Below are 19,118 nucleotides of genomic sequence, written 5' to 3'. Positions count from 1 at the left end.
TTGTCCAACCCCTTAGCGTGTTCTTTTTTAAAAGGCAACGTCCGCAAATGTTAGATGCACAGGGTTTTTTGTTCGGAAGTTGGAGTGGCAGCGACCATGACCGCAAGGAGACGGTGGGATTGGCTCCGCTACGCTTCGCCGAACTCGCAAGTTGCGTTGCAACTTGCTCGTTTCGAACCCAGGGTGCCCTTTTAGGGGTACGCTCATTTAGCAAACGCGTGCCTTCAGCCTCTCGGCCACGTCTGCGTTGTCCAACCCCTTAGCGAGTTCTTGTTTAAAAGGCAACGTCCGCACATGTTATACCAACCCACTTTGACTTTGACATTCTTTCCGCAAGGAGACCCCTCCGTCTCGACGCGCTACGATCTTCGATCTCCGCTTGCTCGCCATGGCACGGGCCACCCCGCTCCCCATCGAAGGGATGGGGAGGAGAAAAAGAATATGTTCAATGGTTTCTTCTCCTCCCCATTTCAAATGGGGAGGTGCCGAGCAAGCGAGCCCTAAGGGCGAAGCGCGTCGAGGCGGTGGGGTCTACCTACTGTCGATGTGTCAATCTTTTCGTTGATAGGTATTAGGTGCACAGGGTTTTTTGATCGGCTCATAATGTGGCCGCCACCATGACCGTAAGGAGACGATGGGATTGGCTCCGCTACGCTTCGCCGAACTCGCAAGTTGCTTTGCAACTTGCTCGTTTCGAACCCAGGGTACCCTTTTAGGGGTATGCTCATTTAGCAAACGCGTGCCTTCAGCCTCTCGGCCACGTCTGCGTTATCCTACCCCTCAGCGTGTTCTTTTTTAAACGGCAACGTCCGCACATGTTAGATGCGCAGGGTTTTTTGTTCGGCTCATAATGTGGCCGCCACCATGACCGCAAGGAGACGATGGGATTGGCTCCGCTACGCTTCGCCGAACTCGCAAGTTGCTTTGCAACTTGCTCGTTTCAAACCCAGGGTACCCTTTTAGGGGTATGCTCATTTAGCAAACGCGTGCCTTCAGCCTCTCGGCCACGTCTGCGTTGTCCTACCCCTCAGCGTGTTCTTTTTTAAACGGCAACGTCCGCAAATGTTAGATGCACAGGGTTTTTTGTTCGGCTCATAGTGTGGCCGATACCATGACCGGAAGGAGACGATGGGATTCGCGTCTTTGCGTCTTCGCGTGAAACATCTTTCTTCCAGGTAAGGGGTTCGGGGCCCTGACGCAGGTCCAGGGGGTAACACGCACGGCCAGAAAAATGTTTCTCGGAAAGTCGAGAAGACGCGAAGTTTACGTCCGAACCTCCAGCTGGCGCACATTCCATGACGCGCTCAGCAGTCCAGGCTGGATATCAGTTGCAAGAATTTGCTCGTTAAATCACTGCAGCTCAGTTCGCGCTATCGACCTTCAAAGCTGCGCAGACTCAAAACCGCAGGAACAGGTTCTTCAGCCAGGCTGGCCCGGTGCCGCTACTCACCTCCTGCCAGTCGGCTGCGGCCTCGCCGTCGGGAGCGTAGCCCCAGGGACTGAACACCTTGACCCGGCCGGTGCGGAAATTGCTGACATGACGGGTGATCACTGTCAGGCCGTGGACCAGGGCCGTCGCCGCAATCAATGCATCGCGGTCACCCTTGCCGTCAGCATAGGGCAGGGCAGCGCGCTTTCGGACCACCGCCGCGTCCAGGGCCAGCACCCGGCCATCGAAGGCCGTCATCACCTGGTCGTCCAGCCAGGTGCGCAAGGCCTCACCCAAAGGCCGGTCCTTGCGCTCGGCCTGGGCGACACCGGTCTCCAGTTCCAGCAGCGAGATGGCCGAGATATACATGTTCTGCCGTGCCACCCCGCCGGCCCAGGTGACCACGCCCGGATCGGCCTTACCGGTGCGGGCCTGACGCAGTTCGGTAATCACCGGCGTGTCCAGCAGATACATGATCAGAACCTTTCCTCGCGGGTTTCCCAACGGCTGCGCGATTCGAATTCAGCCTCGGCAGCCGGGCTTTCCGCCATGGCCAACAGATCGACCAGGCTTTCGGTTTGACCGGTGATCTGGCGAAAGGCCTCGAAACTGAGCAGCACATGCGAAGGCCTGCCCCGGTCGGTGATAAAGACCGGCTCAAGGCGGGCTTCTCTTTTGGCACGGCCAACGTCCTGGTTGAACTCGCGGCTGGTAAGGGTCGTCATGAGGCACCTTTCTTATGTAGGTACATTACTACGTTTTAGTGGGTTGGAAAATCGATTTTTGCTTGTTATACCAACGGTCTGGAGAACTCAGCCCTCTGAATTTTCCCCTCGACCTTGCCGGAGGATGTGGGACGTCAGAAGCTAAGGGCGACCCGACCCCAGCCTCCCGGGTCGCCTTTCATACCCTTCACCTGCGTGTACTCCCTATTCCCTATGGCCCCGGCGTCCGAGCGTCGGGGCTAAGCTTTGCCGTGCCTAGAGTGTAGTGGCACGGTTACAATCAAGAATCCTAAAATGTAGTGATGTTTCTACGTTGTGATGGATTTGTCACGTTAATTTCCTCAACAAAACAAACCCTTTAGGTTTTCGACTTTCCGTTTGACGCCGCAACCAAAACGGCGATTTTAGGCTCCAGCCGGTTTACGGCAACAGAGAATAAAATTCCCGGGGAAACATCCATGATTTTAGATTTCACGCATGCGGAAATTTGGCAGAGCACGGTCCACGAGATTGCGAACATCCTGTCGCCGCATGGTGCGGTCGGCGCTGATGGCACCAGAGCCTACACGCCTAACGACTTTTCCGTCCACTTCTTCCTGCAACTGGCGATCATCATCATCGCGTGCCGGGTTGTCGGCTGGCTGGGCCAGAAAATCCTGCATCAGCCGCAGGTCGTAGGCGAAATGATCGCCGGCGTTATCCTCGGGCCATCCCTGTTCGGCCTGTTCCTGCCCGAATTCCAGGCCGCCGTCTTCCCGAAAGAAATGAAGAACGTACTCTATACCGGCGCCCAGTTCGGCGTCGGCCTGTACATGTTCATGGTCGGCACCTCTTTCCGCGTTGACCACTTCGCCAAGAAGGGCAAGAGCGCCATGGCTGTGTCCTTCGCCGGCATCAGCGCGCCCTTCCTTCTGGCCGTGTTGATCACGCCGTGGTTGCTGACCGTGCCCGGCCTGTTCGCCGACGGCATCTCGCAGTTCAACGCCACTCTGTTCATGGGGGCCTGTATCGCCCTGACCGCCTTCCCGATGCTGGCGCGGATCATCAACGAACGCGGCCTGGCAAATTCGTCCCTGGGCACCCTGTCCTTGACCGCCGGCGCCTTCGACGACGCCGTGTCGTGGTGCGTTCTGGCCGTCGTCCTGGCGACGTTTGGCGGCGGACCCGGTGTGGCAGTCCTGGCCATTGTTGGCGGTGTCTCGTTCGCCCTGTTCGTGATCTTTTTCGGCCGCAGGCTTCTCGCCCCGTTGGGTCGAATGGTCGAGGAAAAGGGCGAAATGTCCTACACCGTCATGGCCGTCGTCATGATTCTCTTCTTCCTGTCGGCCTTCTTCATGGACGCCGTCGGCATCCACGCCATTTTCGGCGGCTTCATCCTGGGCACGGCCATGCCGCGCGGCAAGTTCGTCGAAGAACTGAAGAAGAAAGTCGAGCCGTTTGCCGTCATCGTCCTTCTGCCGATGTTCTTCACCTACTCGGGCCTGAACACGCGCCTGGATATGGTCAACTCGCTCGAGATGCTGCTGATAGCCCTGGTTATTCTGGCCGTCTCGGTCCTCGCCAAATTCGGCGCCTGCTATCTGGCGGCCCGCCTTACCGGTGAAGACAATCGCACGGCTCTGGGCATCGGCGCTCTGATGAACGCCCGCGGCCTGATGGAACTGATCATCATCAATATCGGCCTGCAAAAGGGCATTATCGGCCTGCCCTTGTTTGCCATACTGGTCCTGATGGCCATTGTCACCACGGTCATGGCTTCGCCGGTGTTCGAAGCGGTTTACGGCAAGAAGGCCCGCGAAAGCGGCGAACTGGGCGCCGTGCCCGACAACACCCGCTCCTGACAAAACCCTTCCTCCCTGGCGGCGTTATCACCCGATGACGCCGCAGTTTTTCCGGGGTCTATTCATGAGAACCGATCTCCTGACGGGTACCGCTGTGCTCGCTCTTGGCTGCGCCATGGCCGGGTCGGCCCAGGCCAGCGATACCTTCAAACCCCTCTGGGAAAGCAACCTGCGGACGGAAAATGTCGACCAGCAGGGCTTTGCCGCAGCGGCTAATGCCGTCACCTGGCGCAACCGGGTCGGCTTCCAGGCGGGCCCGGTCAAAAACCTGACCTTCGTCGTCGAGCTCGAAAAAACCACAGCCATCGTCGACAACTACAACTCGCAGCTCAATGGCCACACCCAGTATCCCGGCGTGCCGGATCCTGAGGTCACCGAGCTGAACCGCGCCCAGATCGCCTGGGCGCCGACCGCTTCGACCCGCCTGGACTAGAAGATTGGCACGGAGTGGGACGCCGTCGCCACCGTCGCCCTGACACCGAAGACCAGCCTGATGCTGAAACATGCCGACTTCGCGCGCAAGAACCCCACCGCCCCGGTGTCGCACGCCAAGACCTGGATAGCCGTCACCTACAAGCTGTAAAGTCATGACCGGCTGTTCGCGCCTCATGTCTTTCGCCTGCGCTAGGTGCGCAATCCGATAAAGTGCATCACACTTTTTGGGATGCGCCCTGGTGTCGGGCGCCTGTGGCCGCTGAAACGGGCAAATAGATAGGCGCAACTGTCAGGCTGTGTGGCTTGAAGCCATACCGGCGCCGTGACATAACCTGTTTTCGCTTTCTTCGAGGCTGGAAATGACAGGTCGCGGTTTTTCTTTGGTGCTGGGAATGTGGCTGGCGGCCGGATCGGGCTTGGCGGCCAATCAGGCGCCTGTGCCCGAAGTCGGCAAGCCGACCATACTACTGCCCAACACGACCTCGACGACCGAATACAATCCGTCGAACGGCTTCCCGGAACAGAACGGCCCCTTGTCGGGCATGCTGATCGTCATTCCGCAGCGCGAGGTCGACGAGTTCAACAAGCCAGCCGGCGCCGGGCGTCACCTCAACCGCGTGTCCCGCGCCGAACCCGGCGCTGTCCTGGCCATCAAATTGGTCTTTGTCGGTGTCGAGACCGACTGGGACAACAATGTCGACGTCACCTACGACCTGTCGATCACCGCGCCAGACGGTCGCCTCTACGGCGACGAATACAAGGCCGTGGCGGGCGTCAAGGGCAAGCTTGGCAGGGCCAGGGGCGTCTATGACAACCGCAACAAGGTCGTCCTGATGCAGTTCGAAGACAAGGACGTTCCGGGCGTCTACACCATCAGGGCCCTGCTGCGTGACAAGGTCGGGGGCCGCGAACTGCCGTTGCAGACACAGGTCGAACTGCTTGCGAGGGGCCAGCCCTCCCAGACCCCGCTGGTTGAAATCCCCGGCATAACCGTGCCGGATATGAGCGCCGCGGTCGCGCCGGTAAATCCGGGCAGCATGGCGCCGATACCCGATCCGGAGCCCAAGGCCAAACCCGTCCGAAAGGGCAAGAAGACGTACCGCAAGAAGAGGCGCAGAGCGTGACCGACACCGATAGTTCCCTGCCCGATACCGTCAGTATGCTCATCCCGGGGCGCGAAAAGGACCTCGGCGGCTTTACGGTCCGCCGGGTACTGCCCTATGCGAGGCAGCGGATGGTCGGGCCGTGGATATTTTTCGACCATATGGGGCCGGCCGATTTCGCCCCGGGTCCGGGCATCAATGTCCGGCCGCACCCCCACATCAACCTGGCCACTGTCACCTATCTGTTCAAGGGCCAAATCCTGCACCGCGACAGCCTGGGCACGCGTTCGGTCATCTCGCCGGGTGACATCAACCTTATGGTCGCCGGCAAAGGCATCGTCCATTCCGAACGCGAGGAAGACGAGGCCAGAACCCAGACCCGCCACCTCGATGGCCTGCAGCTATGGCTGGCTCTGCCCGAAGCCGATGAAGAGACCGATCCGGCCTTCTTTCATTATGGCGCAGCCGACATTCCGTCCTTCGACGACGGCCAGGTTTCCGTGCGTGTCATGATGGGCGAAGCCTTCGGCCTGCGCTCACCGGTCAAGACCTATGCCCAGACCCTTTATGTCGAAGCCAGGCTGAAGGTCGGCGCCGTGCTCCAGGTACCAATGGCGGCGTGGGAGCGTGCCGTTTATGTCTGTGACGGTCAACTGGGTATCGATGGCCTGGTGGTGAAGGCGCACGACATGGCGGTTCTGACGCCAGGCGCCATGGTCAGGCTGGTGGCGCCCAATGGCCCGGTCCATTTCGTCATCATCGGCGGCGAGGCCCTGACCGAACGCCACATCTATTGGAACTTCGTATCGTCGCGGCCGGAGCGCATCGAACAGGCCAAGGCCGACTGGAAGGCCCAGACCTTCCCCCAGGTGCCCGGCGACGACCAGGAGTATATTCCACTGCCGGAGTGACACCAGGAACCTCCGATCATGCGCAGCCTTAGGTTGGCAAGCTCCTTCGCGTCTTATACCAACCCGCGAAAATCTTGACTCATTGTGGGTTGGCAAGCGCGCCAGTGTACGTTTCTGGGGCGCCCGAGCTTTTGCGAGGAGCCATGGGGGGCGCCTAGTCCGGCGCTTGAGCTGAAAAAATGCGAATACCAAGCGTCATTCTTTATGAGACTTGGTATTAGTGCCTTCGCGTGGGATTCTCACTTGTTCACGCGAAGGCGCGAAGAAACAACTCGATGACCCTTGCCTCAACCGGATCAGTCGGCGCGACAGGCATCTGAATAGCTGTAGGCATTCCCCATCGCCGCGCTGAGTTCGCCGCGATACGCTTCGGCATCCTTCATGGCCTTTTTTAGCAGATCGGCCAGATGCGGCTTCAGACAGGGCAAGGCGGCATCGGCCGGCTCACCCTTGGCGGTCAGGAACAGGGCCAGGTCGAATATCAGATCGATTTCGCCCAGATAGCCGTTGCGCTGGGTGCTCCACCCCTGGGTACCGGTCCCGTCGTTGCGCCATTGATCGAATTCGAAGGCGCTGTTGGCCAAAAATACGCCGAACCCCAGGAAGCAGGCCGTTTGATCCGTCAGGAACTCCTCTTCTTCCGGCAGGCAGGGCAGGGTGTCCTCGATTGACGTCACAACGTAATGCGCCAGTTCGTGGGCAAGCGTGGCGATCAGATTGACCGGTTTGTTGAGCAGGGCCGGGGCATAGGCGATCCGCACGACCTCATCGTGGTCGCGCATGAACAGACCCAAAGGTGTCGGCCGCGCCGCAGCCTGGATCAGATCTCCGCGCTGGTATTCATAGGTCCCGACGTCACTGACCAGTTGCACCGGCCAGTCGGCCATCCCGGCATAGGCCTTTACCTTGGCGAAGATGGCTTCAGCCCTGGCGTGGCCTGCCGCGCCGTCGGTATCGAAATAGCCGGGCGCCGGCAGGACAAGACGGGTTTCGCGGAACATCGGCGTATAGGCCAGGTTACGCAGCAGCCAGACCATATTGTCGACATGCCAGCGGGCGACGTCGTCTTCCAGGACAGGTTGTCGTTTGAAGGGCCACATGCCCAAGCTATGCCATCGCGCCGGACGCCTGGGCAAGCCCGTCGCATCATTACGCATCGTTAATCCACGCGATCTTTACAAGCGCAACGATCTGCGCTTGGGTTGCGCGCGGTTTCGTGAAGGAAATGCGAAAATGTCGATGAAAATGGTCGGATTGGTCAGCGTGATGGCGCTGAGCCTTGGAATGGTGACGCCGGGTGCGATGGCACAGGTCGCGGCCCCGCCGACTCCGCCAATCGCCCAGCCCAGGGACGTTGCCTACGAAGGCACCATGACGGTCGCCGTCGATGCTACCGACCTCAACCAGCGGGTCATCAAGATCCAGCAGACCGTGCCGGCGAAACCGGGCCCATTGGTGCTGATGCTGCCGAAATGGCTGCCCGGCAAGCACCATCCCGCCAACGGCAATATCCAGCGTATTGCCGGTCTGGTCATCACGGCTAACGGCCAGCCGGTCAAATGGAAGCGTGACGCCGTCGATATGAACGCTTTCCACGTCGAGGTGCCGGGTGGCGCCGATGAGCTTAACATCGCCTTCCAGTACCTGGCGCCGACTGTGGCTTCAACGGCGCGCGTGGTGCTGACAAATGATATGCTGAACCAGCAGTGGGAGTTCGCCTCACTGTACCCGGCCGGCTATTACGCATCGCGTATCCCGATCACCGCCTCGATTACCTTACCCGAAGGCTGGGGCTATGCCACGGCGCTGGAAACGGCAGTCAAGACCGGCAATACCGTCCAGTTCAAGACGACCGACTACGAAACCTTCATCGACTCACCGCTCTATTCCGGCCGCTATTTCAAAACCTATGATATCGATCCGGACGGCCCGGTGCCGGCCCGCCTGAACGTCATGGCCGACAAGCCGGCTCAGGTCGAGGCCAGTGACGAGATCATCGCCATTCATCGCAAGATGATGGACCAGACCTACAAACTCTTCGGTCCGCCGCACTATGAGCATTACGACTTCCTGATCTCGGCCACCGACTGGTTGGGCGATATCGGTCTCGAGCACCATCAGTCGACCGAAATCGGCATGGAGCCCAAGTGGCTGACCGACTGGAAGAACGAGTATGTCGGCCGCGACGTCCTGACCCACGAACTGGTCCATTCATGGAACGGCAAGTTCCGCCGTCCAGCCGACATGTGGACTCCGAACTATCAGGTGCCAATGCGCGGTAGCCTGCTATGGGTCTATGAAGGCCAGACCCAGTACTGGGGTCATATCCTGGCGGCGCGTTCGGGGCTGTACAGCAAGGATCAGGAACTGGAATACCTGGCTATCATGGCGGCCGGCCTCGACAACCTGCCTGGCCGCCAGTGGCGCGACCTGGCCGACACCACCAACGATCCGGCTCTCTCGGCGCGCGCCGCCCAGACCTGGCGCGCCTGGCAGCGCAGCGAGGAATACTATACCGAGGGCTACCTGATCTGGCTCGACGCCGACACTCTGATCCGTGAAAAGACCAACGGCAAAAAGTCGCTGGACGACTTCGCCAAGGCCTTCTTCGGCGTCAATCCGGGCTCGCGCACCCCGGTGACCTACACCTTCGGCGACATCGTGACGGGCCTCAACAGCGTCTATGCTTACGACTGGGCGACCTTCCTCAAGGAGCGCCTGCATTCCGAAGGTCCCGGTGCGCCGCTCGATGGCATCACTCGCGGCGGTTACAGGCTGGTGTACAGCGACACGCCAACAGCCTATTACAAGGCGATCGAAGCCCTGCGCAAGAACGTCAACCTCACCTATTCGCTGGGCCTGGTCATCAACACCAGGGATTCGACCATAGGTTCGGTCCAGTGGGACAGCCCGGCCTTCAAGGCGGGCATGGCGCCCAACGCCACCCTGATCGCTGTCAATGGCAAGGTCTACGACGCCGATATCCTTAAGACGGCTATTACATCGGCAAAAACAGGGAGCGATCCGATCGAACTGCTGGTCAAGGTCGACGACAACTACCGCACCTTCAAGGTCGATTATCATGAAGGCCTGCGTTACCCGAAACTTGAACGCATCGAAGGCAAGAAGGCCTTGCTGGATGATATCCTGGCGGCGAAGAAGTAACCCTCTGTAACCCATAGGCGGCGGAGACGCCATAGTTTGGCCGTCGCCAGCGCGCCTTGTCACCCTGGAGGCATTCGATGAAATACGTGTTACTACTGCTTGTTTTTGGCCTGGCGTCTGCCTCCGCGCAAGCCGGGCCATTGCGTGATCATTATCTTGAGCGCATGAAGGAAAAATCGGTCGGTGAGGCCGCCGACCCGGCGAAAATCCTTCCTGGTGCCACTGTTCGAACCTTCGCCTATGGCGCGGATGCGGCCCAGACGATCGACGTCTACGCACCGCCGTCGCCACGCGACGCACCCATTCTGGTCATGGTTCATGGCGGGGCCTGGCGTTTGGGGGACAAGACCAGTCCGGGCGTGGTCGGCAACAAGCTGAAGCACTGGTTGCCTCAAGGCTTTATCTTTGTCAGCGTCAATTACCGCATGCTGCCGCAGGCAGGTGTCGACGTGCAGGCGCAGGACGTCGCTCAGGCCCTGGCCTATGTGCAAAGCCAGGCCGCCGGATGGGGAGGTGACGGTGGCAAGGTTATCGCCATGGGACATTCCGCCGGGGCGCATCTGGTCGCCTTGGCATCGGCCAATCCGGCGACTGTCGTCTCGGCCGGCGGCCGCCCCTGGCAGGGTACAGTGGTCATCGACTCGGCCGCTCTGGATGTGGCCGCGGTCATGCAGAGGCGCCATGCCAGGCTTTATGACGATGCCTTCGGCAGCGACCCGGCCTATTGGGCTCGCGTATCGCCGTCGGCGCAATTGAAAGCCGACGCCGTGCCGATGCTTTTGGTCTGCTCAACGAAGCGTCTTGACGACCCCTGCGGTCAGGCGCGGACCTTCGCTACCCGCCTGGCGGCGCAGGGGCAGGCAACGGAGGTTCTGCCGCTGCCCCTGAGCCACAGGGACATTAATCATGACCTTGGCCTTGCCAGCGAATATACGACCAAGGTCGATGCCTTCATAGCTGCCCGACTGGCAGATCAAGATTGATTTCAGTCAATCCCGTGGCGTTCAATGGTTGAACGGGAAATCAACTTGAGCCACGGCGCAAGGAAATCTATGACTAGGCTATGATCCGACTGTACATCGCGCAAGATACGCCACCCTTCAGCCAGGGGCTGAGCTTCATCCTGAATCCGGACCAGGGTCGTTATCTCGTGGCTGTAATGCGGTTGGCGTCTGGCGATGAGATCGCTGTCTTCAACGGGCGCGATGGCGAATGGACTGCGCGCCTTGGCGACGCCGGCAAGAAGTCGGTCAGGCTCGACCTCGTGGAGCAGATCAAGCCGCAAACCGCCCGGAAAGGACCCGTCCTGGCCATTGCCCTGATCAAACGCGGGGCGTTGGAGTATATCATCGAAAAAGCCACCGAACTGGGTGTTCAGTCTGTGCAATTGCTGACCACGCGGCGAACAAATGCAAGTCATACAAACGTTGAACGTCTTGTTTCCATTGCCAGAGAATCCGCCGAGCAGACCCAACGCCTGGACGTGCCGGACATCCATTCGCCCTTGAAGCTTGAGCGCTTTCTTGCCGAGCAGGGTTTCGACCGGCTTGTTTTCGGCGATGAAAACTCGACTCATGAGACCGGCCGTCAGACCCTGCCGATGCTGCAAGCGGTCAAAGCCCTGGCGCAGGGAGAACGCACCGTCATCCTTATCGGGCCGGAAGGAGGGTTCGACGCTGACGAACGCGCTGTCCTGCGCGGATTGGGCAACTGCGTGCCGGTCAATCTCGGTCCGCGCATCCTGCGCGCCGACACCGCGGCGATCAGCGCGCTTACCCTTTACCAGGCGGCTGCGGGCGACTGGCTCTAATTTAGCAAACCTCTCTTGCCTGCCTGCGGCGAGCGGCCCATATAGGCGGCGACTTCGCTAACAATAGAGGGTAAGGCGGCATGGCGTACAACGATGAGGCTGAGCCCGTGCAGACCTTCTCCGACCTGGTAGGCTATTTTGCCGCCGGGGAGAAACCGCGCGAGCGCTGGCGCATCGGTGCCGAGCACGAGAAGTTCGCCTTTCGCCTGACCGATCTCAGCCGCCCTGCCTACCAAGATCCCGATGGCATTCAGGCCATGCTGAAAGGCATGATGCGTTTCGGCTGGGAGGGTGTCTATGAGGGCGAAACCCTGATCGCCCTTAGTCGCAACGGTGCATCGGTGTCACTGGAACCCGGCGGCCAGTTCGAACTGTCGGGTGCACCGCTGGAAACTGTGCATGATATCTGCGAGGAAACGGGCCAGCACCTGGAAGAGGTCAAGGTTGTTGCCGATGAACTGGGCCTTGGTTTTGTCGGGGTCGGTTTCTCGCCCCTGTGGACGCGAGAGCAGACGCCGGTCATGCCCAAGGGCCGCTACGCTATTATGCGCGCCTACATGCCCAAAGTGGGCAATCTTGGCCTCGACATGATGCTGCGGACCTGTACGGTCCAGGCTAATCTCGACTACGCCTCCGAAGCCGACATGGTGCAGAAGTTCCGCGTTTCCCTGGCGCTGCAGCCGATCGCCACAGCGTTGTTCGCCAATTCACCGTTCACCGAGGGCAAGCCCAATGGCTTCGTCTCGGCGCGGGCCAATGTCTGGACGGACACCGATCACGATCGCACGGGCATGCTGGATTTCGTGTTCGACGATGATTTTGGTTATGAGCGCTATGCCCGATATGCCCTCGACGTGCCGATGTATTTTGTGAAACGCGAGCACTATATCGACGCTTCCGGTCAGGACTTCAAAGCCTACATGAAGGGCGAACTGCCGGCCCGGCCCGGCCACCGTCCGACCATGGACGACTGGGCTGATCACCTGACTACCCTGTTCCCTGAAGTTCGCCTCAAGAAGTACCTCGAAATGCGCGGTGCCGATGCCGGCCCGTGGAGCCGCCTGTGTGCGCTTCCCGCGCTGTGGGGCGGGCTGCTGTACGACCAGACTGCCCTTGATGCCGCATGGGACCTCGTCAAGGGCTGGACGACGGATGACCACAATAAACTACGCGCCATGGCGGCGCGGACCGGCCTCAAGGGTGACATCGCCGGCCGGCCGGTCAAGGATTGGGCCATGGATGTGTTGAACATCGCCAAGGCCGGTCTGCGCAACCGTAACCGGCTGTCAGGCGGGATGGTTGACGAGACGGGTTATCTCGGCGAGTTGTTCGAAATCGCGGCTTCGGGCCTCACTCCGGCGGACCGTCTGCTCGAAAAATATCACGGCGTGTGGCAGGGCGATATCCGTCGCCTCTATGCCGACGAGGCCTATTAATCCAAATGTCTGGAAATATGGAATTGGTTGTTTTCGGCCTAAGTCTCGTATGAAACGATGACACTTGCCAAACCCACAAATACCTGATCATGTCGCAAAAAAGGCCATGGTCCTGAGCGTGTGGCCCAATTACTTTTGCGAGTTTGTGCATGTTCAACATCGTCATTTGCGCCGGTATCCTGGTCACGCTCGTGACCTGCATTCCCGTCCTTCTTCAGATGCGAAACCATCCGAAGGGCCTGTTCGTCTGTTTTTTTGCCGAGATGTGGGAACGGTTTTCCTACTACGGCATGCGGGCGCTGCTGATCTATTATCTTGTGCGCCATTTTTTGTTTACCGATGAGCGGGCTATTCAGCAGTACGGTTCCTACACAGTACTGATTTATCTTTTGCCACTGTTGGGTGGCCTGATCGCCGACCGCTGGCTGGGGACGCGCAAGGCGATCACCTTCGGCGCTGTCTTGCTGGTGCTGGGCCATTTCGGCATGGCCTTCGAAGGCAAACCCAATATTCCGACAGTAACCTATCAGGGGGCAACCTATGAATTCGTGACGGAGGGCTTGGGTCAGAACCGCACTGTCAAGCTCGATGTCAATGGCCAGCACTATGACTGGACCGGATTGGCGGACGGTGGCTACGAGATTGTCGGCCTGCCGGCTGATGCGCCGATTCCGGCGGTATTGCCGGCGGCGCAGATTGAAAAGGGTGTCCGGGTTCCGACCCCCTGGGCTGAGCAGGCCTACTATCTGGCCGTTTCGCTGATTATCCTGGGGGTGGGCTTCATGAAGCCCAACATCTCGTCCATTGTTGGCCAACTGTACCGCGACAAGGACCCGCGGCGGGATGCCGGCTTCCAGTTCTATTATTACGGCATAAATCTGGGCTCCTTCTGGGCAGCCATCCTGTGTGGTTATCTCGGTGAGAATGTCGGTTGGTGGGCTGGCTTCGGGCTCGCCGGTATCGGCATGCTGGCCGGTCTGATTGTCTTTACGCTTGGCAAACCGTGGCTGATGGGCAAGGGGGAGGCACCGTCCCCCGAGGCATTGAAGCAAAAGGTCGGACCGGTCAGCCGTGAATGGCTGATCTATCTGATCGCCCTGGCTTTGATTCCTGTTGTTTTCCTGCTCGTGCAGCAAAACAAAATCGTCAAATACGCCCTTTACGCGGGTTCGGTGGCGATCCTGCTTTACGTGTTCTGGCAGATGTTCACGCGCTATTCCGTACCGGAGCGTTATCGGCTGGGACTGGCGATGATCCTGTCGGCAGCTTCGGCGGTGTTCTTTTCGCTGTTCGAGCAGGCGGGCTCGTCGCTCAGTCTGTTTGCTGAGCGTAACACCAATCTGGAACTGCTGAGTGCGCCGGTCATCATCGGCAATTTCGTGCTGGCTTCGTCGCAGCAACTGGCAGCCATCACCCTGGCACCCAACCATATCTGGATTGATATGGGGCTGACCCCGTCCCAGACGCAGTCGTTCAATGCCGGCTTTATTCTGATCCTGGCGCCGGCGTTTGCCTGGCTGTTCACTTTCCTGGGCAAGCGCGGTCAGGACCCCGATCCGCTGAAAAAATTCAGTTTCGGTCTGGCAAATGTGGGTATTGGTTTCCTGGTCCTGGTCTGGGGTGTGGGTTCAGCGGATGCGGCGTGGAAGATGCCGGTTGTGTTCCTGATGCTGACCTATCTGTTCCATACGATTGGTGAGTTGGCCCTCTCGCCGGTGGGCCTGTCGCAGCAGACCAAGCTGGCGCCGCCGACGATTGTGGCAACCATGATGGCGATCTGGTTCCTTGGCTCGGCAATCGGTCAGGACGTCGCTGCGGTGTTTGCCGAACTGGCAAAAACACCGACCGTAGCGGGTAAGACGCTCGACAACCAGGCGGCGCTGATGTCGTCGATGGAGATGTTCAATTTTATTGGCTGGCTGGGCATCGGGGTCGGGGTGTTCTTGTTCCTGCTGTCGTTCGTGATCAGCAAGTGGGCTCACGGCGCCAACGATACGACGGTGGAAGAGACGCCGAAAGCCTAATTGGTTGCGGGGCCCCAAGAAGCTCTCTTTGGCCCCGCACCCCGTTGGGGCTAAAGCTCTTTCTTCACCCGCAGGATCACAAACGGCTCCGACTTCCCGTCATTATACTCCTGCCGCACGATGGGGGTTTGCTCACGCAGGCCATCCCACACCGACCGGGTGCTCTTGTCGCGGCGCCTTTGCGGGTTCTGGAGAATCACCGCCCAGGTGAGGTTGTCCCTGGTTCTGTATTCAGCCCAAAAGGCGATCCAGGGCGCCGATTTGAACTGGTACTGTTCGGTGGCGTGATACTGGGTGGCGTTGTTCAGGCTGCTGATCTCCAGCCCCCAGTTGGAGCGCCAGCTGGTTATGTTCTGGCTAAGCACGATGTAATACCGGTCCGGATTCAGCCCCGAAATCTCACGCGACTTGCCCGTGATCGGATCTGTTACGCTGGTAAAAAACTTCGAATACTCGACTTTCAACTCGCCGCCCTTGAACTTGAACCGGTCCAGCGGCAGGGTAAAATTGACCCCGACCTCGTCGCGCGTGCCGTCCCCTATATTGCCACGGGCATTGAACACCCCGTCGACGGTCACGATCGGCGCGAAATCCAGAGTATCCTCGAGCGACGCATGCTTCAGGGACACACTCACGGCGCCCTTGGTCCAGAAACTGTAGTCAAGGGTCAGGGCATGGGCCCATTCCTTCTGCGGTACGATGGCGGGATTTCCGGCCTTGACCACTGATGTATCCAGCGACACCGACGAGGCGAAATCGCCGAAGTCGAGTTGGCCGACGACGCGTTCCGACCGCCAGCTGACCTTGACCTTATCACGCGGCGACCACACCAGTTGCAGCGACGGCTTGGGATAGACGAAGGATTCCGACCGGTTGTCCTGGGCCACCGAAATTGTCGAGGTCTCGACCTTCAGTCCCGTTTCCAGGCTTAGCTTCGGATTCACCTGCCAGTTGCGCATGACGTAGTATTCCGCCCGATCTTCTTCGACCAGCACATTGTCGAACGGTACATTCTGCTCGCTGTCGTTCTCGGTATAACGCGACGCCACGTCGCTGCCATTAAAGACACTCTCGGCGCCGAACTTGTAGGTGACCTTGTCTTTGGGGCTCCAGGTCAGCTTGGCGCTGACGATGTTTTCACGCTCTTCGGCCTTGGATATATAGCGCGAGGTATCAGGTCCGTCGGTGTAGACATCATCCAGCGTCTCGTCGTCGAACCGGTACAGAAGATTGACATCCAGCGACAGGGTCTTGGTCAGCTTGCGCTCGAATTGCAAACCCAACTCACCTTCGGTTTCCTGCAGATCCAGGTGCTCGTTGGCCGTTGAGCTATCCTTGACAAAGACCGCGTCATATTCGTAATCGATCGGACTGAGACTGCCGTTCAGCGTCACCTTGCCGCCCAGAAGGGGGCGGGAATGGGTAAAGCGCTCGGAATGACCCGAACCACCAGCCACCTGGTCAATGACCATCAGGTCCGGCGTCGGATCGCTGAAGTTTGGGAGATAGATGTAGCGCTTCTGGTCGTGGGTCCCGTTGTCGTTGAAGCCGAACGATTCCATGTAGAATTCGGTCAGGATGCCACCGGTGTTGCGCGAATAGTTGAAAAAGCCGGCTGGTTTCGACGATCCGGGGAAGAACTTGACATTGCCGCCGAAACTGATCGTCGCCTTGTCGCTTTGTTTGCGCACAATGTTGACGATCTGGCGATAGCCCTGCATGTCAACGCCGGGGGCGCCGCCAGTGATCAGTTCGATCCGCTCGACCTGAGCAGAAGAAATGGTGTTCAGCGTCTCTTCCAGATTGCTTTTGCTGGCCGGCCGTTGACCATCGATGACGACATTGCCGGCCGCGCCGGCAAAGCCGCGGACCTGGTCACCGGAATTGAAGGTAAAGCCCGGCACGCGAAACACCATGTCCAGGGCGGTGGAGACCTGAAACTGGGTGAAATAGTCGGCTTGAAAGGTCACAACCTGACTGCCCGATTCCTCCACAGTCGCTTGAGCTGGCAGGGTATCCTGCGCCTGAACAAGCGCCGGCGCGGTCATGAGGACAATAGCCAGCGCGGTGGTGACGTACAGACGCATAATTTAAATACCCCGTTGGACGCAGCACCCTTCGCGGCCGTCCTTGCCGCGACGGAATACCGCGCCGTTCTGACTTACAAGTTAAATGCCTGTAACAATTTCAACGAAAATCTGCCCGCAGTATGCGTTGACAGGTCAAATTTGTCCAAATTTATCAACGCCATATCAATTCTGCCTACGGCATTTTTCGTAGATCTTTCGCGGTCAAACATTACGCAGATTTAATGTTGTTGCCTTCATGCATGCAGGCAGAGTCCATTTTACGGCTGTTCATCCCTTTTGAGCCCCGCGACGGTCATCGCCAAAGGGGACCAGCAATAGGGCCGAGACCTATACCTCAGGCGACAGAGGCCCATTTTCGTCATACTGCAACGCACTTTGCCGCAGACAATGGCTACGCCGCCGGCTGACTTATCAGGCCGCGATCAGAGCGTAATCCGATAAGGTGGACGCCACCGCACGGGCGTTCCCGTTTTCGGAAAAACTGCGCGACAAAACAAAAACTCATCCCGCTCTGGTAAACGTCACAGCATCTCCCCACGCAAAAGCCGATAGAGGTTTTCGCCCATCGAAAAGCAACTCACTGTTTTGCGAAATTTATGGCCGCAAAGTACCCTTGCCAGACGCCCGGCATATTGTGCCATAGGCCGCCGAACTTAACTTGTTCCGCCGACCGTCAAACCCCTGATGCGCAGGCTCGGCTGACCAATGCCGACGGGCAGGGACTGACCCGCCTTGCCGCAGGTGCCGACGCCGGGATCGAACTTGAAGTCGTCGCCGATCATGTCGACCTGGCTCATGGCCGCCGGACCGTCGCCAATCAAGGTGGCACCCTTGACCGGCGCGCCAACCTTTCCGTCCTCGATCAGATAGGCCTCGGTGCATTGGAAGACGAACTTGCCATTGGTGATGTCGACCTGGCCGCCGCCGAAATTGACGGCGTATAAGCCTTTTTTCGTATTGGCGATCATGTCGCTTAGCTTGTCGGCGCCGTTGCGCATGAACGTGTTGGTCATGCGGGGCAGGGGCTGGTGGCCATAGGACTGGCGCCGGCCGTTACCGGTGGCCGCGACGCCCATCTGGCGCGCAGATAGCCGGTCGTGCATGTATCCGACCAGAATACCATCCTCGATCAGGGTCGTGCACGAAGTCGGCGTGCCTTCGTCGTCGATGTTCAGCGACCCTCGCGCATCCGGAACCGTGCCGTCATCGACGATGGTCACGCCTCTGGCGGCAACCTGTTTGCCCATCTTGCCCGAGAAGGCCGAGGTGCCTTTGCGATTAAAGTCACCTTCCAGCCCATGGCCGACCGCTTCGTGCAACAGGACGCCGGGCCAGCCTGGCCCAAGCACAATATCCATCTCGCCAGCCGGCGCCGGTACGGCATCGAGATTGACCAGGGCCTGGCGAATGGCCTCGTCGACCTGAGCCTGCCACTTTTCCGGCGAGGTCATGTCAAACCAGGAAATGCGACCGCCGCCGCCGGACGATGCCGTCTCGCGATGGCCGTTCTTTTCGACCGAGACACTGACGTTCAGGCGCACCAGCGGCCGGTAGTCATGATAGACTTCTCCGCCGCCGCGCAGGATGGTAATGGCCCGACGGTCACAGGCCAGAGAAGCCGAGACCTGGACGACGCCGGCATGGGCGCTGCGGGCATAGGCGTCCATGGCCTGGAGCAGGGCAATCTTGTCGCCGAACGCCATTTCGCCGATCGGGTCGTGGGCTTGGTAATAGGAACGGTTGGAGCGCGCCGGATGGCCAGCGGCAAGATACGAGGCATCAAGCTTGACATTGACCTGTTTGCCCGTCTTGGCCAGGACGGCGGCCTCGGCGGCGCGTGTCACGGCCGCCTGCGACAGTTCAGCGCTATTGGCGAAACCGATGGTCTCGCCGGCGACGACACGGAAGCCAAAACCCTGGTCGGCATTGTATGCCGACGATTTCAGCCGGCCGTCGTCGAAGAGCAGGGATTCGCCCTCGCGCTTTTCGATAAAGATTTCGCCGTCGTCGGCACCATTCAGCGCATTTTCCAGCATAGCCTGCGCCGCGTGAATGTCGAACTCGTCGCCAAGATCGCAGAATGCGGGAACAGCAGAATCAGCGGGTGAGGGAAGGGCCATGGTATCGATGCTCATAAATAAAACGACGA

General features: G+C 59.3%; 14 protein-coding genes. 9 read left to right on the top strand and 5 right to left on the bottom strand.

Going from position 1 to position 19,118, the window contains the following annotated elements; all coding sequences use genetic code 11:
• Window positions 1-1,396: 1,396 nt before the first annotated feature.
• Together ABAC402_RS34410 and ABAC402_RS34405 are read right to left on the bottom strand one after the other, a co-directional pair.
• Window positions 1,397-1,903, bottom strand: a complete 507-nt coding sequence (locus tag ABAC402_RS34410; protein ID WP_023450401.1) for a type II toxin-antitoxin system VapC family toxin — start codon at window positions 1,901-1,903, stop codon at window positions 1,397-1,399.
• A gap of 2 nt (window positions 1,904-1,905) precedes the next feature.
• Complete coding sequence (locus ABAC402_RS34405; RefSeq protein WP_023450400.1) at window positions 1,906-2,154, bottom strand: type II toxin-antitoxin system Phd/YefM family antitoxin; 249 nt, start codon at window positions 2,152-2,154, stop codon at window positions 1,906-1,908.
• Between the two features lie 458 nt (window positions 2,155-2,612).
• Between ABAC402_RS34405 and ABAC402_RS34400 the strand changes: the two genes are divergently transcribed.
• From ABAC402_RS34400 to ABAC402_RS34385, 4 genes are all read left to right on the top strand, one after another.
• On the top strand, window positions 2,613-3,995 hold the full coding sequence (locus ABAC402_RS34400; RefSeq protein ID WP_023450399.1) for a cation:proton antiporter: 1,383 nt from the start codon (window positions 2,613-2,615) through the stop codon (window positions 3,993-3,995).
• A gap of 64 nt (window positions 3,996-4,059) precedes the next feature.
• Window positions 4,060-4,428: a hypothetical protein gene (locus tag ABAC402_RS34395; RefSeq protein ID WP_155847424.1), complete on the top strand. Its 369-nt coding sequence runs from the start codon at window positions 4,060-4,062 to the stop codon at window positions 4,426-4,428.
• Window positions 4,429-4,789: 361 nt separating this feature from the next.
• Window positions 4,790-5,554, top strand: coding sequence for a hypothetical protein (locus ABAC402_RS34390; protein WP_031235797.1), 765 nt, complete (start codon window positions 4,790-4,792; stop codon window positions 5,552-5,554).
• Window positions 5,551-6,444, top strand: coding sequence for a pirin family protein (locus ABAC402_RS34385; RefSeq protein ID WP_023450395.1), 894 nt, complete (start codon window positions 5,551-5,553; stop codon window positions 6,442-6,444). Before ABAC402_RS34390 ends, ABAC402_RS34385 begins: the two co-directional genes overlap by 4 nt.
• A 296-nt stretch (window positions 6,445-6,740) precedes the next feature.
• On the opposite strand, the gene ABAC402_RS34380 is transcribed toward ABAC402_RS34385, so the two are convergent.
• On the bottom strand, window positions 6,741-7,601 hold the full coding sequence (locus ABAC402_RS34380) for a hypothetical protein (protein WP_155847423.1): 861 nt from the start codon (window positions 7,599-7,601) through the stop codon (window positions 6,741-6,743).
• A gap of 82 nt (window positions 7,602-7,683) precedes the next feature.
• Between ABAC402_RS34380 and ABAC402_RS34375 the strand changes: the two genes are divergently transcribed.
• The 5 genes from ABAC402_RS34375 (at window position 7,684) to ABAC402_RS34355 (ending at window position 14,879) form a co-directional block, all read left to right on the top strand.
• Entirely contained in the window at window positions 7,684-9,609 is a 1,926-nt protein-coding gene (locus ABAC402_RS34375) for a M61 family metallopeptidase (RefSeq protein ID WP_031235796.1), read from the top strand.
• Between the two features lie 77 nt (window positions 9,610-9,686).
• Entirely contained in the window at window positions 9,687-10,592 is a 906-nt protein-coding gene (locus tag ABAC402_RS34370) for an alpha/beta hydrolase (RefSeq protein ID WP_023450392.1), read from the top strand.
• Window positions 10,593-10,672: 80 nt separating this feature from the next.
• Complete coding sequence (locus tag ABAC402_RS34365; protein ID WP_023450391.1) at window positions 10,673-11,419, top strand: 16S rRNA (uracil(1498)-N(3))-methyltransferase; 747 nt, start codon at window positions 10,673-10,675, stop codon at window positions 11,417-11,419.
• An 80-nt stretch (window positions 11,420-11,499) separates the two neighbouring features.
• The gene (locus ABAC402_RS34360) at window positions 11,500-12,855 is read left to right on the top strand and encodes a glutamate--cysteine ligase (protein WP_023450390.1); all 1,356 of its coding nucleotides are present in this window, start codon (window positions 11,500-11,502) and stop codon (window positions 12,853-12,855) included.
• Between the two features lie 149 nt (window positions 12,856-13,004).
• The gene (locus ABAC402_RS34355) at window positions 13,005-14,879 is read left to right on the top strand and encodes a peptide MFS transporter (protein ID WP_023450389.1); all 1,875 of its coding nucleotides are present in this window, start codon (window positions 13,005-13,007) and stop codon (window positions 14,877-14,879) included.
• A gap of 50 nt (window positions 14,880-14,929) precedes the next feature.
• Here the strand turns inward: ABAC402_RS34355 and ABAC402_RS34350 are convergent, their stop codons facing one another.
• Both ABAC402_RS34350 and tldD read right to left on the bottom strand, forming a co-directional pair.
• On the bottom strand, window positions 14,930-16,966 hold the full coding sequence (locus ABAC402_RS34350; protein ID WP_023450388.1) for a TonB-dependent siderophore receptor: 2,037 nt from the start codon (window positions 16,964-16,966) through the stop codon (window positions 14,930-14,932).
• Window positions 16,967-17,622: 656 nt separating this feature from the next.
• Window positions 17,623-19,104 carry a metalloprotease TldD gene (tldD, locus tag ABAC402_RS34345; RefSeq protein ID WP_023450387.1) on the bottom strand — a complete coding sequence of 494 codons (1,482 nt, stop codon included), beginning with the start codon at window positions 19,102-19,104 and terminating at the stop codon, window positions 17,623-17,625.
• Window positions 19,105-19,118: the final 14 nt, after the last annotated feature.

It is taken from the genome of Asticcacaulis sp. AC402, from assembly GCF_000495835.1.
In the GTDB taxonomy this organism is placed as follows: Bacteria; Pseudomonadota; Alphaproteobacteria; order Caulobacterales; family Caulobacteraceae; genus Asticcacaulis.
The sequence above is the reverse complement of the archived record's forward strand: the minus strand, read 5'-3'. Positions and strand labels throughout refer to the sequence as shown.

Coding starts and splice junctions, on each gene's coding strand:
- ABAC402_RS34410 (WP_023450401.1), bottom strand. CDS start 1,903: ATGTATCTGCTGGACACGCCGGTGATTACCGAACTGCGTCAGGCCCGC.
- ABAC402_RS34405 (WP_023450400.1), bottom strand. CDS start 2,154: ATGACGACCCTTACCAGCCGCGAGTTCAACCAGGACGTTGGCCGTGCC.
- ABAC402_RS34400 (WP_023450399.1), top strand. CDS start 2,613: ATGATTTTAGATTTCACGCATGCGGAAATTTGGCAGAGCACGGTCCAC.
- ABAC402_RS34395 (WP_155847424.1), top strand. CDS start 4,060: ATGAGAACCGATCTCCTGACGGGTACCGCTGTGCTCGCTCTTGGCTGC.
- ABAC402_RS34390 (WP_031235797.1), top strand. CDS start 4,790: ATGACAGGTCGCGGTTTTTCTTTGGTGCTGGGAATGTGGCTGGCGGCC.
- ABAC402_RS34380 (WP_155847423.1), bottom strand. CDS start 7,601: ATGCGTAATGATGCGACGGGCTTGCCCAGGCGTCCGGCGCGATGGCAT.
- ABAC402_RS34375 (WP_031235796.1), top strand. CDS start 7,684: ATGAAAATGGTCGGATTGGTCAGCGTGATGGCGCTGAGCCTTGGAATG.
- ABAC402_RS34370 (WP_023450392.1), top strand. CDS start 9,687: ATGAAATACGTGTTACTACTGCTTGTTTTTGGCCTGGCGTCTGCCTCC.
- ABAC402_RS34365 (WP_023450391.1), top strand. CDS start 10,673: ATGATCCGACTGTACATCGCGCAAGATACGCCACCCTTCAGCCAGGGG.
- ABAC402_RS34360 (WP_023450390.1), top strand. CDS start 11,500: ATGGCGTACAACGATGAGGCTGAGCCCGTGCAGACCTTCTCCGACCTG.
- ABAC402_RS34355 (WP_023450389.1), top strand. CDS start 13,005: ATGTTCAACATCGTCATTTGCGCCGGTATCCTGGTCACGCTCGTGACC.
- ABAC402_RS34350 (WP_023450388.1), bottom strand. CDS start 16,966: ATGCGTCTGTACGTCACCACCGCGCTGGCTATTGTCCTCATGACCGCG.
- tldD (WP_023450387.1), bottom strand. CDS start 19,104: ATGAGCATCGATACCATGGCCCTTCCCTCACCCGCTGATTCTGCTGTT.